The following is a 13114-nucleotide window of genomic DNA, read 5'->3' as shown; positions in this document are numbered from 1 at the left end:
ACTGCCTGCGTCAGGGAGCGTCTAAGACCTGGGCTATATCGGCCGCCAGGCGGGCAATCTCATTGTCATTCAGGCGGCCCAGCGACAGGCGTAGCCCGTGGGAGGGCGTACGAATGCCAAACACCCCCCCCTCGCGGACCAGCCAGCCGGCGCGGGCCAGGCGTAAGGCGTAGGGCTGGCTCGCCGTTGGCAGCGGCAGCCAGAAATTAAGGCCGTCGCCAGGCGTAGCATGGCTGTAGCCGTGCCGGGCCAGCGCTGCCGCCAGTTTCTCATTCTGCTGGCGATAGTGACGGCGGGTTTCCGTCATCGAGGCGATAAACGCCTCATCGGTGAGACAGGCCAGCGTCAGATCCTGCAGCAGATGACTGACCCACTGGCTGCCGGCGTTAAGCCGCAGGCGCAGCGCCGAGGAGGTGTCGATATCGCTGGCGATAAAGGCCAGCCGCAGGTCTGGCCCGAGGGTTTTTGACATCGAACGCACCACCGCCCAGCGCTGGGTGCTCGCGGGCAGAGGAGAAAACCAGGGCGTAGCCGACAGCAGGGCAAAATGGTCATCGACGATCGCCAGCACCTGCGGATAACGGACCAGCACCTCCCGCAGGGCATGCGCCCGGGTTTCCGTCAGGCTACAGCCGGTAGGATTGTGCGCGCGCGGGGTTAAGATCACCGCCCGCGCGCCGTTGCGTAACGCCTCCTCCAGCCCGACAGGATCCATCCCCTCGGCATCCACCGCCACCGGGCAGGGGGTAAAGCCAGCGTAACGCACCATATTGATGCTGCTAAGAAAACAAGGATCTTCAACCACCACGCCGTCGCCGGGGAGCAGCAAGGCGCAGAGCAGACGCTCCAGCGCGTCAATCGCCCCGCTGGCGAGGTTCAGGGCAAAGGGAACGGTTATCTCCCCGGCAAACCATGCCTCAGCCCATTCGCCAAGCTGCGGCTCGATGGGGGCATCGCCATACAGGTGGGGCGTGCGGGCAATTTGGCCCAGATAGCGTGCTAAATCAGGCAGTCTGGCGGGGTCCGGATTGCCGCTGGAGAGATCGTTCAGCGGCGTCGTGGGGTCACCGCCCTCCAGCGCCGGCAGCGGATCCCGTGCTTTGATGGCCGTGCCGTTTCGTCCCTGGCTCACGGCCAGACCAGATGTCACCAGCCGTTTATAGGCGGCGGCGACGGTATTGCGATTCACCGCCAGCTGGCTGGCGAGCTCGCGTACCGGCGGCAGAACTTCTCCGGGCTGCAAGCCACCGCTCTGCACCAGATGGCGGATATGATCGAAGATATCGCTGGCGGTTTTTCCGGCAAACATTATTGACCTATGACAAAATGAAATTTAGCATAGGACGAATCATAATCAGAGCGTGACCCGCTGTCCAGCGGGGGGAGAAAAGATGGGCCAGCAAGATGACATACAATCAGTGCTCTTTCACGACAAAAGCCGGGCGTCGGAAGTCGATATCGTCGCCGTGCAGTCGCAGGTAGTTTACGGCAGCGTCGGCAACAGCATCGCGGTACCGGCGATTAAACAGCACGGTTTGCGCGTGCTGGCGGTGCCGACGGTGCTGTTCAGCAATACGCCCCATTATGAGACGTTCTATGGCGGCATTATCCCGGAGGAGTGGTTTGTCGGGTACCTGCAGGCGCTTGAGGAGCGCGACGCGTTGCGCGAACTGCGTGCGGTGACCACCGGCTATATGGGCAACGCCGTGCAAATTGAACGCCTGGCGCAGTGGCTAACGCGGGTCCGCGACCGCCATCCCGATCTCTGTATTCTGGTGGATCCGGTGATTGGCGATGTCGACAGCGGCATCTACGTCAAGGCCGAGATCCCGGACGCCTATCGTCAGCACCTGCTGCCGCTGGCGCAAGGGATCACCCCTAATCTGTTTGAGCTGGAGACGCTGAGCGGCCGGCGCTGTCGCAATCAGCAGGAGGCGGTCGCCGCGGCGCGAAGCCTGCTGTCGGACAGTCTCAAGTGGGTGGTGATCACCAGCGCGCCAGGAGAGGCCGCTTCGACAATCAATGTGCTGGTGGTGACGGCCGATGCAGTGCAGGTGGTGGTTCACCCGCGGGTGGAGACGGACTTGAAGGGTACCGGCGATCTGTTTTGCGCTGAGCTGGTGAGCGGGTTGCTTTCGGGCCTGGCGCTGGGGGCAGCGACGGAAGCAGCCGCCCAGCGCGTGCTGGAGGTGATGAACTGGACTGCCGCGCAGGGGTGTGACGAACTGATCCTGCCGCCGCTGGAGCAACAGAGATGAAAAGCTATCGGTTAGTGATCCGTCAGCAGGGACGCATTGTTGGTCATTTTGATACCACAGGGGAGGCGGCGCTGGAGGATGCCTGCGTGGCGCGGTCGCTGTTCGGCCTGGCCGGAGGATATCAGTGCGAACTGCTGGTCTCTGACGGCGAGCGGCGCATTCTGGAGAGCACCCCGGAAGGATTGCGTCTCTTATCTCGCGAAAAATGCTATCAGCCGGTGACCCACGCGATATAAAAAAATGGCGCCTTTCGGCGCCATTTCTATGCAGCAATCATTACTTCTTAATGCGGATTACCGGGGTTTCACCCACGGTCACGCTACCGGACAGTTTGATCAGCTCTTTGATCTCGTCCATGTTGGAGATAACCACCGGAGTCAGGGTAGACTTGGCTTTCTCTTCCAGCAGCGGCAGATCGAATTCGATAACCGGGTCGCCGACTTTCACGCGCTGGCCTTCTTCAGCGATACGCTTGAAGCCTTCGCCTTTCAGTTCAACGGTATCAATACCGAAGTGAACGAACAGCTCGATGCCGCTATCAGATTCAATAGAGAACGCATGGTTGGTTTCGAAAATTTTACCAATGGTACCGTCTACCGGCGCGACCATTTTGTTGCCGGTCGGTTTGATGGCAATCCCATCGCCCACAATTTTTTCCGCAAAAACCACATCCGGCACGTCTTCAATGTTGACGATCTCACCGGAGAGGGGAGCAACAATCTCAATAGTTCCGGTGTCTTTCTTGTCATCAGAAACCAGAGATTTCAATTTATCAAACAAACCCATGATCTTCTCCTAAGCAGTAATTTGGGCCGCGCATCTCGTGGATTAGCAGATTGTTTTTTCTTCAATGAACTTGTTAACCAGCGTCATTAACTCGTCCGTTGTCGGTTGAGCAAGAGCCTGCTCTGCTAATACTTTCGCATCTTCGAAGTTCGTGTTACGAATAATCTTCTTGATGCGCGGGATGGAAATGGCGCTCATAGAGAATTCGTCCAGCCCCATACCCAGCAACAGAAGTGTAGCACGTTCATCGCCCGCAAGCTCACCGCACATGCCAGTCCATTTACCTTCAGCGTGAGAAGCATCAATAACTTGCTTAATCAGATTCAGTACAGACGGTGACATCGGCTGGTAAAGATGTGAAATCATATCATTACCACGGTCAACTGCCAGAGTATATTGCGTTAAATCATTGGTGCCGATACTAAAGAAATCAACTTCTTTGGCCAGATGACGAGCAATGGTCGCCGCAGCCGGTGTTTCCACCATCACGCCGATCTCAATGGATTCGTCAAATGCTTTACCTTCGTCACGCAGTTCCTGTTTGTAGATTTCGATCTCTTTCTTCAGCGCACGCACTTCTTCAACAGAGATGATCATCGGGAACATAATGCGCAGCTTACCGAAAGCGGAGGCACGCAGGATGGCGCGAACCTGATCGCGGAGGATCTCTTTACGATCCATGGCGATACGCACGGCACGCCAGCCGAGGAACGGGTTCTCTTCTTTCGGGAAGTTCATGTACGGCAGCTCTTTGTCGCCGCCGATGTCCATGGTACGCACGATAACGGCCTGAGAGCCACAGGCTTCAGCCACCGCTTTATAAGCCGCAAACTGCTCTTCTTCGGTTGGCAGCGCGTCGCGATCCATGAACAGGAATTCAGTACGATACAGGCCTACGCCTTCGGCGCCGTTGCGCTCAGCACCTTCGACGTCGCGAACGGTACCGATGTTGGCGCAAACTTCAACCTGATGGCCGTCGAGAGTAATCGCCGGCAGATCTTTCAGTTTCGCCAGTTCGGCTTTTTCTTCCGCAACCTGAGCCTGCAGATTACGCAGCGCTTCAATTTGCTCGTTAGACGGGTTGATCAGAACCTGGTTGTTCACCGCGTCGAGAATCAGATAGTCGCCGTTTTTCACCTGCGCCGTGATGCTGCCGGTGCCCACGATGGCCGGCAGTTCCAGGGAACGCGCCATGATGGAGGTGTGGGAGGTACGGCCGCCCGCGTCGGTGATGAAACCCAGCACTTTTTTCAGGTTCAGCTGTGCGGTTTCAGACGGGGTCAGATCGGCGGCGACGAGGATGACTTCATCCTGAATCGCGCTCAGATCGATGATAGCCAGACCAAGGATGTTGCGCAGCAGGCGCTTACCGATATCACGTACGTCAGCCGCACGTTCTTTCAGGTATTCATCGTCCAGCTCTTCCAGGGCAGTGGCCTGACCGTCGATAACTTCATTGGCTGCCGCGTCGGCAGTCATGTGCTTATCTTTAATCAGGGCTATGATTTCCTGCTCAAGCTCCTCATCTTCCAGCAGCATAATATGCCCTTCGAAGATGGCTTCTTTTTCTTCACCGAAAGTTTCACCAGCTTTGGTTTTGATGACCTCCAGCTGGGCGGAGGCCTTGGCGCGGCCGCTCAGGAAACGTTCGACTTCCTGATCAACCTTATCGGCAGAAATTTTCTTCCGGTCGATGACAATTTCATCTTCCTTCAGCAGCAGTGCTTTGCCGAAGGCGATACCCGGGGATGCTAAAATGCCTGAAATCATAACCCTACCTTACTTGTGACTGATATGAAAAAGAACCCGTGAACTTACTCGAGTTCAGCCATCAGTTTAACCAGATGCTCAACAGCTTTCTGCTCATCTTCGCCTTCCGCGGAGAGGGTCACTACGGTGCCCTGGGTCAGGCCCAGAGTCTGCAGTTTGAACAGGCTTTTGGCGCTGGCGCTTTTGCCGTTGGAGGTTACAGTGATCTCAGAAGTGAAGCCTTTAGCTTCTTTAACAAACTGAGCAGCAGGGCGGGTGTGCAGACCGTTCGGAGCGGTAATGGTAACTTCTTGCTGGAACATTATATTTCCCCAACTTATAGGTTTAGTGTTGTGGACCTAAAGTCTAGTCTAACGACTCGACTTTAGCCTGTATTGTTAGCGCCGGCGTTACGTTTCCGGCCTTGGCGTCGGCAGCGCCTGGCGCTGCGAAGACCTGCGGGCCATTGACGTCTAGCACGTCATTAAACATTATGCCGCGAAAGGAAGACTTGAACCAAATCATAAAATCGATTCAGCTGGCGGAAATCCTCTTCTGAATAATTTCGCGCATCAAAATAAATGTGCTGGTTAAATACCAGACCCTACGAGGTGAATCAATGCCAGGAGGGGTAAAACTTTGACGTATGCCACAAAAAAGCACCTGAAAAGGTGCTTTTTTACACATTATTTACAAGCTGGCACTACTGTTGCAGTTCTTTCTCGGTGAAGAGATCGGCAAACAGCGCGGTGCTTAAATAACGCTCACCCGAGGAAGGCAGGATAACCACAATATTCTTATTGGTAAAGGCCTCATCTTCCTGCAGCTTCAGCGCCGCGGCAACGGCGGCCCCGGAAGAGATACCCGCCAGGATGCCTTCTTCTTCCATCAGGCGGCGTGCGGTGGAGATCGCTTCATCATTGGTGATGCCGATTACTTTGTCCACCAGCTTCAGATCCAGGTTGCCAGGAATGAAGCCGGCGCCGATGCCCTGAATTTTGTGCGGGCCCGGCTTGAGCTCTTCACCCGCCAGCGCCTGGGAAATGACCGGCGAATCGGTCGGTTCAACCGCGACGGTGATCAGATCTTTTTTGCCCTTGGTGTTTTTAATGTAGCGGCTGACGCCGGTCAGCGTACCGCCGGTACCGACGCCGGAGATGAAGACATCCACCTGACCGTCGGTGTCTTCCCAGATTTCCGGACCGGTGGTCTTTTCGTGGATTTCCGGGTTAGCCGGGTTGCTGAACTGCTGCAGCAGCAGGAATTTTTCCGGGTTGCTGGCGACAATCTCTTCCGCTTTCTGAATGGCGCCTTTCATGCCTTTGGCGCCTTCGGTCAGCACCAGGTTGGCGCCCAGCGCTTTCAGAAGCTTACGACGCTCAATGCTCATGGTTTCCGGCATGGTTAGCGTTAGCTTGTAGCCGCGTGCCGCCGCCACGTAGGCGAGGGCGATACCGGTGTTGCCGCTGGTCGGTTCGACCAGTTCCACGCCAGGTTTCAGCACGCCGCGCTTTTCAGCATCCCAGATCATATTGGCGCCGATACGGCATTTTACGCTAAAGCTCGGGTTACGAGATTCTACCTTTGCCAGGATACGACCGTTACCAATTCGGTTCAGTCGTACCAGCGGCGTATGACCGATAGTCAGGGAGTTGTCTTCAAAAATCTTACTCATGGCCCGTCCTTAACTGTATGAAATTTGGGGGTACGGCATCAGCATACCCGCTTAAAGAATATGCGGAAGTAAGGATTTAGCATATCTATATGCGTAAGGGAAATAATGATGAGCAAGAAGGAATAAGCGGAGATATAAGGAGCGGCGCTCGCCGCTCCCCGGGGGAGGTGTGACGACTACTTCCAGCTGGCGTGTCTGTCGCGATAGCAATCGACCCACATGGCGGTGGCGCCGCAGATAGCCACCGGGAGGATCACCAGGTTTAACACCGGGATCATGGTGAACAGGCTGGTGAGCGCGCCAAACTGCATATTCATCACCTTGCGGCTGCGCAGCGCTTCGCGCATGGTCCTGAAGGGAACCTTGTGGTTATCGAAGGGGTAATCGCAGTATTGAATCGCCAGCATCCATGCGCTGAACAGGTACCAGAGTACCGGAGCCACCGTCTGGCCAACGCCGGGTATAAAGTAGAGCAGCAACAGCACGATGGCGCGGGGCAGGTACCATGCCAGCTTCTGCCACTCACGCTTCATGATGCGTGGAATATCCTTCATGATGCCAAAGACGCCGACGTCCGGCGGGGTGGCGCCAGTCAGACGCGCTTCCAGCTGTTCCGCCAGCAGGCCGCTGAACGGGGCGGCAATCCAGTTGGCAATAGTAGAAAAGAAGTAGCCAAACACCAGCAGGATCGACAGCACCACCACCGGCCACAGCAGGTAGTTCAGCCACTGCAGCCAGTCAGGTACATGGCTCATCAGCGAAGGGATCCAGCTGTCGAGACGGGTAAACAGCCACCAAAAAGCACCGCCCATCAGCAGCACGTTAACCAGTAAAGGCAGGAAGACATAACGACGTATGCCCGGCAGCCCGATGAGTTTCCAGCCCTGCGAAAAATAGTGTACGCCGCTACGCGGGGTCGGTGCGGATGATGAAACCATAGCCAGGCATTGCTCCTTTTTTAACATCCAGTGTGAATGCTCGCTTATTTTATCGGGTCGTCAGACAATAACCAGTTAGGAAATGTTCGAAAAAACAGCAAAAAGCACGATTTAGTTCATCTTTATGTGGTGAAAGCGACCGACGCACTTGCACTTGAGGTAATCGGCAAATACTCTTAGTGAGTAAATGTTTGCCGTGGTGGCAAGGTGTTAGAACAACAGAGAATATAATGATGCAGGATTTGCGTCTGATATTAATCATTGTTGGCGCGATCGCCATAATCGCTTTACTGGTACATGGTTTCTGGACCAGCCGTAAAGAACGTTCTTCGATGTTTCGCGATCGCCCACTGAAACGTATGAAGTCGCGCGACGATGAGTCGGAAAACGACGACTTTGATGATAATGTTGAAGGCGTAGGTGAAGTCCGCGTTCATCCGGTGACTCACGCTCCGCACGGCGCGCATGGGGAGCATGAAGCCCCTCGTCAGGCGCCGCAGCACCAGTACCAGCCGCCTTACGAGCGCCAGATGCAGCAGCCTGTGCGTCCTGAGGAACCGGTTCGTCAGGCGCCGCCGCCGCGCCAGGCCCCGGTACAACCGCAGGGACAACCGTCTGCGCCGCATGCCGCTCCGCAGCCGGGCTGGCAACAGCCGCAACCCGCGCAGCCGCCCGTGCAACCGCAACACCAGCCGCAGCCTGTTGTGCAACAGCCTGTCGCGCCGCAGCCGGTGACCCCGACCGTCGCCCAGCCGCAGCCGGCCGCTCCGCAGCAGCCTGCGCCACAGCCTGTTGCCGCGCCGCAGCCCGCGGTGGCTGAACCGCAGCCGACAGAGCCGCAGCAGCCTGCAGCGCCGCAGCCGAAAGAGCGTAAAGAGACGGTCATCGTGATGAACGTCGCCGCGCACCATGGCGCGCAGCTTAACGGCGAGGTGCTTATCAATAGCATCCAGCAGGCCGGCTTCAAGTTTGGTGAAATGAATATTTTCCACCGCCATCTGAGCCCGGACGGCAGCGGCCCGGTGCTGTTCAGCCTGGCCAACATGGTGAAGCCGGGGACCTTCAATCCGGACAGCATGGCGGATATGATGACCCCTGGGGTGACTATCTTTATGCAGGTCCCTTCCTACGGTGATGAACTGCAGAACTTCAAGCTGATGCTGCAGTCTGCGCAGTATATCGCCGATGAAGTGGGCGGCGTGGTGCTTGACGATCAGCGTCGCATGATGACGCCGCAAAAACTGCGTGAATACCAGGATCGTATTCGCGAAGTGAAAGACGCGAACGCCTGACGTCCCGCGTTATCTCAACTCCTTCTCAACCCCCGCCTGTCGGGGGTTTTTTATCATTGATGGTGTGATATGGAACCGATCGAACAACAACTGACTGAACTGCGAACCACGCTTCGCCATCATGAATACCTGTACCACGTTATGGACGCGCCGGAAGTGCCCGATGCGGAGTATGACCGGCTGATGCGCGAGCTGCGCGAGCTGGAGAGCCAGCATCCGGAGCTGATTACCCCGGATTCGCCGACTCAGCGCGTGGGGGCGGCGCCACTGACCGCCTTCAGCCAGATCCGCCATGAAGTGCCGATGCTGTCGCTGGACAACGTGTTTGACGAAGAGAGCTTTCTGGCCTTCAACAAGCGGGTGCTGGATCGCCTGAAAAGCACTGACCCGCTCATCTACTGCTGCGAGCTGAAGCTCGACGGTCTCGCGGTGAGCATTCTCTACGAAAACGGCGTGCTGGTGCAGGCGGCGACCCGCGGCGACGGCACCACCGGCGAGAATATTACCTCTAACGTGCGAACCATCCGCACCATCCCGCTCAGGCTGCATGGCGATAATATCCCCGCACGCCTGGAGGTGCGCGGGGAAGTGTTCCTCCCGCAGGCCGGGTTCGAAAAAATCAATGAAGAAGCTCGCCGCACCGGCGGAAAAGTGTTTGCTAACCCGCGCAATGCGGCGGCGGGCTCGTTGCGCCAGCTGGACCCGCGCATCACCGCGAAGCGACCGCTTACTTTCTTCTGCTACGGCGTTGGGGTGCTGGAGGGCGGTGAGCTGCCGGCCAGCCACTCGGCCCGTTTACAGCAGTTCAAAGCATGGGGATTACCGGTGAGCGATCGCGTCACTCTTTGCCATACCCCCGAGGAAGTGCTCACTTACTATCGTAAAGTCGAAGAAGATCGTCCCCATCTGGGCTTTGACATTGATGGCGTGGTGATCAAAGTCGATTCGCTGGCGCTGCAGGAACAGCTGGGTTTCGTCGCCCGCGCGCCGCGCTGGGCCGTGGCCTTTAAGTTCCCGGCCCAGGAGCAGATGACTTTCGTCCGGGACGTGGAGTTCCAGGTGGGCCGCACCGGGGCGATTACGCCGGTGGCGCGCCTGGAGCCGGTCCATGTCGCCGGCGTGCTGGTGAGTAATGCCACTTTGCATAACGCCGATGAGATTGAACGCTTAGGCTTGAAAATCGGCGACAAGGTGGTGATTCGCCGGGCAGGCGATGTGATCCCGCAGGTGGTCAACGTGGTGCTTTCCGAACGTCCGGCAGATGCCCGGGATGTTGAATTCCCGACCCACTGCCCGGTCTGTCAGTCCGACGTTGAGCGAGTGGAAGGCGAGGCGGTAGCCCGCTGTACCGGCGGCCTGATCTGCGGCGCGCAGCGCAAAGAGTCGCTCAAGCACTTTGTCTCCCGTCGCGCGCTGGACGTTGACGGTATGGGCGATAAGATCATCGACCAGCTGGTGGAGAAAGAGTACGTCCATACCCCGGCGGATCTGTTCCGGCTGACCGCAGGGAAACTGACCGGGCTGGATAGGATGGGGCCGAAGTCCGCGCAAAACGTGGTCAACGCTCTCGAGAAAGCCAAAGAGACAACCTTCGCGCGTTTCCTCTACGCCTTGGGCATTCGCGAGGTAGGAGAAGCCACGGCGGCAGGCCTGGCGGCGCATTTTGGCACCCTCGAAGCCCTGGAGCAGGCTTCCATTGAGGAGCTGCAGAAGGTCCCTGATGTCGGCATCGTCGTCGCCACCCATACTTTCAACTTCTTTGCCGAAGAGAGCAACCGCGATGTCATCGCGCAGCTGCTGGCGGAAGGGGTTCACTGGCCGGCGCCGGTGGTGGTGAAGGCGGAAGAGATTGACAGCCCGTTTGCAGGCAAAACCGTCGTCCTGACCGGCAGCCTCAGTCAGTTGTCGCGGGATGATGCCAAAGCGCGTCTGGTGGCGCTGGGGGCGAAGGTGGCGGGCAGCGTGTCGAAGAAAACCGATCTGGTGATTGCAGGCGAAGCGGCGGGTTCTAAGCTGGCGAAAGCGCAGGAGCTCGGCATCGAGGTGATTGACGAAGCCGAAATGATGCGCCTGTTGGGAGAATAACGTGGATAAAGCGCAGCTGGTCGAGATCGCCAATACCGAGATGCCGTTCGGTAAATACAAGGGGCGTCGTTTAATCGATGTCCCGGAAGAGTATTTATTGTGGTTCGCGCGCAAGGATCAATTCCCTGCCGGCCATCTCGGCGAGCTGATGGCGCTGACCCTGCTGATTAAAAGCGAGGGGCTGAGCGATCTGGTCCAGCCCCTGAAGAAAGCGCGTTAGGCTTTGGCGGCGTTAGTTTTTTCCTGAGCGAGACGCGCATCGGTTTGCCGTTTATAGCGCCGCGCCAGCACCGCGCAGACCATCAGCTGGATTTGATGGAAGATCATCAGCGGCAGCACCATGATGCCGAGGATGGAGGTCGGGAAGAGAATATTGGCCATCGGGATGCCGTTGGCCAGGCTCTTTTTCGAACCGCAGAAGACGATGGTAATTTCATCAGCTTTGTTAAAGCCGCAGCGGCGGGCGACGAACACGTTGACCGCGATGACGATGGCCAGCAGCACCAGGCTGACTACCACGATAAACAGCAGCGATCCCAGGCCCACTTTATGCCAGATCCCGTTCACCACCGCCTCGCTAAAGGCGGAGTAGACCACCAGCAGAATCGAGGTCTGGTCGGTCTTACCAATCCACTTCTTATGCTTCGCCACCCAGTTGCCGATCCACGGCCGCGATAAATGGCCGAGCACGAAAGGCAACAGCAGCTGCAGCATGATCTTTCCGACCTGCTCGAGGCTACCGCCTGCGCCGTGAAGGTTCATCAGGACCCCCACCAGCAGTGGTGAAACAAAGATGCCCAACAGGCTGGAGGCCGAAGCTGAGCAGACCGCCGCCGCGACGTTGCCTCCGGCCAGCGAGGTGAAGGCGATGGCGGATTGCACGGTGGCCGGCAGAATGCACAAATAAATAAAGCCGCTGTAGAGCATCGGATCGACCTTCACCGGCGCCCACCAGGCAAACAGAACCCCCAGCACCGGGAAGAGGATAAAGGTGCTGCACATCACCCACAGATGCAAACGCCAGTGGCTGCCGCCGGCGATAATTGCCTCCCGGGAGAGTTTGGCGCCATGCATAAAGAACAGCAGGGCGATGGCGGCGGTGGTGAGATGTTCAAAGAAGGGGACGAAAGCGCCACGGGCCGGGAAGAATGAGGCTAACAGGACAACGGTGACCAGGGTTGCCGTAAACGGATCGAGAATGCGGAAAAGTTTCATAAACGCTCCTGAAAAGAGATGCGCTATTGTGCTTTTTTTGATTTGAGAAATAAAATTGATTTATTGCATCTATTCATGAATTAAAAAGATGAATTACTCTCTGCGTCAGTTAAAAGTATTCGTTACCGTTGCCCGCGCCAGGAGCTTTAGCCGGGCGGGGGAGATGATTGGCTTAAGCCAGTCGGCCGTCAGCCACAGCGTCAAGGAGCTGGAGCATCAGACCGGAGTCCGTCTTCTTGACCGTACCACCCGGGAGGTGGTCCTCACCGAGGCGGGTCAGCAGCTGGCAGGCAGGCTGGAGCGTTTGCTCGATGAGCTTGCGGTGACGCTGCGCGATGCCGGTCGGGTAGGCCAGCAGCTGAGTGGCACCGTTAAGGTCGCCGCCAGCCAGACGATTTCCGCCCACCTTATTCCGCAGTGTATTGCTCACAGTAATCGACGTTATCCTGATATCGATTTTGTGCTGCACGACCGGCCCCAGCAGTGGGTCCTGGAGAGTATTCGCCAGGGAGAAGTGGATTTTGGCATCGTGATTGATCCGGGCCCGGCGGCCGATCTGCAGTGCGAGGTGGTCCTGGCGGAACCTTTTTTGCTGCTCTGCCGGGAGGATCATCCTTTTGCCAGCCTGACTGAAGTGCCGTGGCAGGCGCTACAGAATGAGAGACTGATCCTGCAGGACTATGCTTCCGGCAGCCGTCCGCTGATTGATGCGGCGCTCAGCAGGCTGGCTGTCCGGGCGAACATTGTGCAGGAGATTGGCCATCCGGCAACGTTGTTTCCGATGGTGGAATCGGGAATTGGCATCAGCGTACTGCCGGCGCTGGCGCTGCCGTTACCGCAGGGAAGCCATCTGGCGGTGAAGCGACTGACCCCGGTAATGGAGCGGCAGCTGATGCTGGCATGCCGGAAAAACCGCTCGCTGTCGACCGCCGCCCAGGCGTTATGGGAAATCGTGCGAGAAGAAGGGGGCAATCTCACCGCCGCCAGGGTTGAAGATCCGCTGTATCAGCGTTGATTGCGTTTTATCGCCACGGGGAAGCTCGTGGCCGGGGCTGTGTTCCACGCATAGCAAAAAGGCGCCTTTAGGGCGCCTTTTTACATTGGTGGGTCGTGCAG

Annotated in this window: 13 protein-coding genes; 6 read left to right on the top strand and 7 right to left on the bottom strand. The window is 57.5% G+C overall.

Going from position 1 to position 13114, the window contains the following annotated elements:
* Positions 1-10: 10 nt before the first annotated feature.
* On the bottom strand, positions 11-1309 hold the full coding sequence (gene ptsJ / locus ABLV76_RS04440; RefSeq protein ID WP_160124982.1) for a transcriptional regulator PtsJ: 1299 nt from the start codon (positions 1307-1309) through the stop codon (positions 11-13).
* 82 nt (positions 1310-1391) lie between these two features.
* Here ptsJ and pdxK point away from each other — a divergent pair, with 82 nt between their 5' ends.
* Positions 1392-2258, top strand: coding sequence for a pyridoxine/pyridoxal/pyridoxamine kinase (gene pdxK, locus ABLV76_RS04435; protein WP_004201995.1), 867 nt, complete (start codon positions 1392-1394; stop codon positions 2256-2258).
* The gene (locus ABLV76_RS04430) at positions 2255-2494 is read left to right on the top strand and encodes a hypothetical protein (protein ID WP_017900460.1); all 240 of its coding nucleotides are present in this window, start codon (positions 2255-2257) and stop codon (positions 2492-2494) included. Before pdxK ends, ABLV76_RS04430 begins: the two co-directional genes overlap by 4 nt.
* A 40-nt stretch (positions 2495-2534) precedes the next feature.
* On the opposite strand, the gene crr is transcribed toward ABLV76_RS04430, so the two are convergent.
* From crr to cysZ, 5 genes are all read right to left on the bottom strand, one after another.
* On the bottom strand, positions 2535-3044 hold the full coding sequence (gene crr, locus ABLV76_RS04425) for a PTS glucose transporter subunit IIA (RefSeq protein ID WP_000522253.1): 510 nt from the start codon (positions 3042-3044) through the stop codon (positions 2535-2537).
* A 42-nt stretch (positions 3045-3086) separates the two neighbouring features.
* Positions 3087-4814, bottom strand: coding sequence for a phosphoenolpyruvate-protein phosphotransferase PtsI (gene ptsI, locus ABLV76_RS04420; protein ID WP_004201998.1), 1728 nt, complete (start codon positions 4812-4814; stop codon positions 3087-3089).
* Between the two features lie 44 nt (positions 4815-4858).
* Positions 4859-5116 carry a phosphocarrier protein Hpr gene (ptsH, locus tag ABLV76_RS04415; RefSeq protein ID WP_002913505.1) on the bottom strand — a complete coding sequence of 86 codons (258 nt, stop codon included), beginning with the start codon at positions 5114-5116 and terminating at the stop codon, positions 4859-4861.
* A 380-nt stretch (positions 5117-5496) separates the two neighbouring features.
* Positions 5497-6468, bottom strand: a complete 972-nt coding sequence (gene cysK, locus ABLV76_RS04410) for a cysteine synthase A (RefSeq protein WP_004202001.1) — start codon at positions 6466-6468, stop codon at positions 5497-5499.
* Between the two features lie 176 nt (positions 6469-6644).
* Positions 6645-7406, bottom strand: coding sequence for a sulfate transporter CysZ (gene cysZ, locus ABLV76_RS04405; RefSeq protein ID WP_119620845.1), 762 nt, complete (start codon positions 7404-7406; stop codon positions 6645-6647).
* A 230-nt stretch (positions 7407-7636) separates the two neighbouring features.
* Here cysZ and zipA point away from each other — a divergent pair, with 230 nt between their 5' ends.
* From zipA to ABLV76_RS04390, 3 genes are all read left to right on the top strand, one after another.
* A complete protein-coding gene (gene zipA, locus ABLV76_RS04400; RefSeq protein WP_004202003.1) occupies positions 7637-8698 on the top strand; it encodes a cell division protein ZipA in 1062 nt (353 codons plus the stop codon).
* A gap of 69 nt (positions 8699-8767) precedes the next feature.
* A complete protein-coding gene (ligA, locus tag ABLV76_RS04395) occupies positions 8768-10783 on the top strand; it encodes an NAD-dependent DNA ligase LigA (protein ID WP_348878197.1) in 2016 nt (671 codons plus the stop codon).
* Between the two features lies 1 nt (position 10784).
* A complete protein-coding gene (locus tag ABLV76_RS04390; RefSeq protein WP_004202007.1) occupies positions 10785-11003 on the top strand; it encodes a DUF3820 family protein in 219 nt (72 codons plus the stop codon).
* Here ABLV76_RS04390 and ABLV76_RS04385 read toward each other — a convergent pair.
* Positions 11000-11998, bottom strand: coding sequence for a bile acid:sodium symporter family protein (locus tag ABLV76_RS04385; protein ID WP_004202009.1), 999 nt, complete (start codon positions 11996-11998; stop codon positions 11000-11002). The genes ABLV76_RS04390 and ABLV76_RS04385 overlap by 4 nt on opposite strands.
* Positions 11999-12086: 88 nt before the next feature.
* On the opposite strand from ABLV76_RS04385, the gene ABLV76_RS04380 reads away from it, so the two are divergent.
* The gene (locus ABLV76_RS04380; RefSeq protein WP_004202013.1) at positions 12087-13013 is read left to right on the top strand and encodes a LysR family transcriptional regulator; all 927 of its coding nucleotides are present in this window, start codon (positions 12087-12089) and stop codon (positions 13011-13013) included.
* Positions 13014-13114: the final 101 nt, after the last annotated feature.

This window comes from Klebsiella sp. GB_Kp047, from assembly GCF_040065235.1.
Taxonomy (GTDB): domain Bacteria; phylum Pseudomonadota; class Gammaproteobacteria; order Enterobacterales; family Enterobacteriaceae; genus Klebsiella; species Klebsiella quasipneumoniae.
The sequence above is the reverse complement of the archived record's forward strand: the minus strand, read 5'-3'. Positions and strand labels throughout refer to the sequence as shown.

What these genes read in the sequence shown, in the direction of transcription:
- crr (WP_000522253.1), bottom strand. Translation starts at nt 3,044, where the DNA reads ATGGGTTTGTTTGATAAATTGAAATCTCTGGTTTCTGATGACAAGAAA.
- ligA (WP_348878197.1), top strand. Translation starts at nt 8,768, where the DNA reads ATGGAACCGATCGAACAACAACTGACTGAACTGCGAACCACGCTTCGC.
- cysK (WP_004202001.1), bottom strand. Translation starts at nt 6,468, where the DNA reads ATGAGTAAGATTTTTGAAGACAACTCCCTGACTATCGGTCATACGCCG.
- ptsJ (WP_160124982.1), bottom strand. Translation starts at nt 1,309, where the DNA reads ATGTTTGCCGGAAAAACCGCCAGCGATATCTTCGATCATATCCGCCAT.
- pdxK (WP_004201995.1), top strand. Translation starts at nt 1,392, where the DNA reads ATGGGCCAGCAAGATGACATACAATCAGTGCTCTTTCACGACAAAAGC.
- zipA (WP_004202003.1), top strand. Translation starts at nt 7,637, where the DNA reads ATGATGCAGGATTTGCGTCTGATATTAATCATTGTTGGCGCGATCGCC.
- ptsI (WP_004201998.1), bottom strand. Translation starts at nt 4,814, where the DNA reads ATGATTTCAGGCATTTTAGCATCCCCGGGTATCGCCTTCGGCAAAGCA.
- ABLV76_RS04430 (WP_017900460.1), top strand. Translation starts at nt 2,255, where the DNA reads ATGAAAAGCTATCGGTTAGTGATCCGTCAGCAGGGACGCATTGTTGGT.
- ptsH (WP_002913505.1), bottom strand. Translation starts at nt 5,116, where the DNA reads ATGTTCCAGCAAGAAGTTACCATTACCGCTCCGAACGGTCTGCACACC.
- cysZ (WP_119620845.1), bottom strand. Translation starts at nt 7,406, where the DNA reads ATGGTTTCATCATCCGCACCGACCCCGCGTAGCGGCGTACACTATTTT.
- ABLV76_RS04385 (WP_004202009.1), bottom strand. Translation starts at nt 11,998, where the DNA reads ATGAAACTTTTCCGCATTCTCGATCCGTTTACGGCAACCCTGGTCACC.
- ABLV76_RS04380 (WP_004202013.1), top strand. Translation starts at nt 12,087, where the DNA reads ATGAATTACTCTCTGCGTCAGTTAAAAGTATTCGTTACCGTTGCCCGC.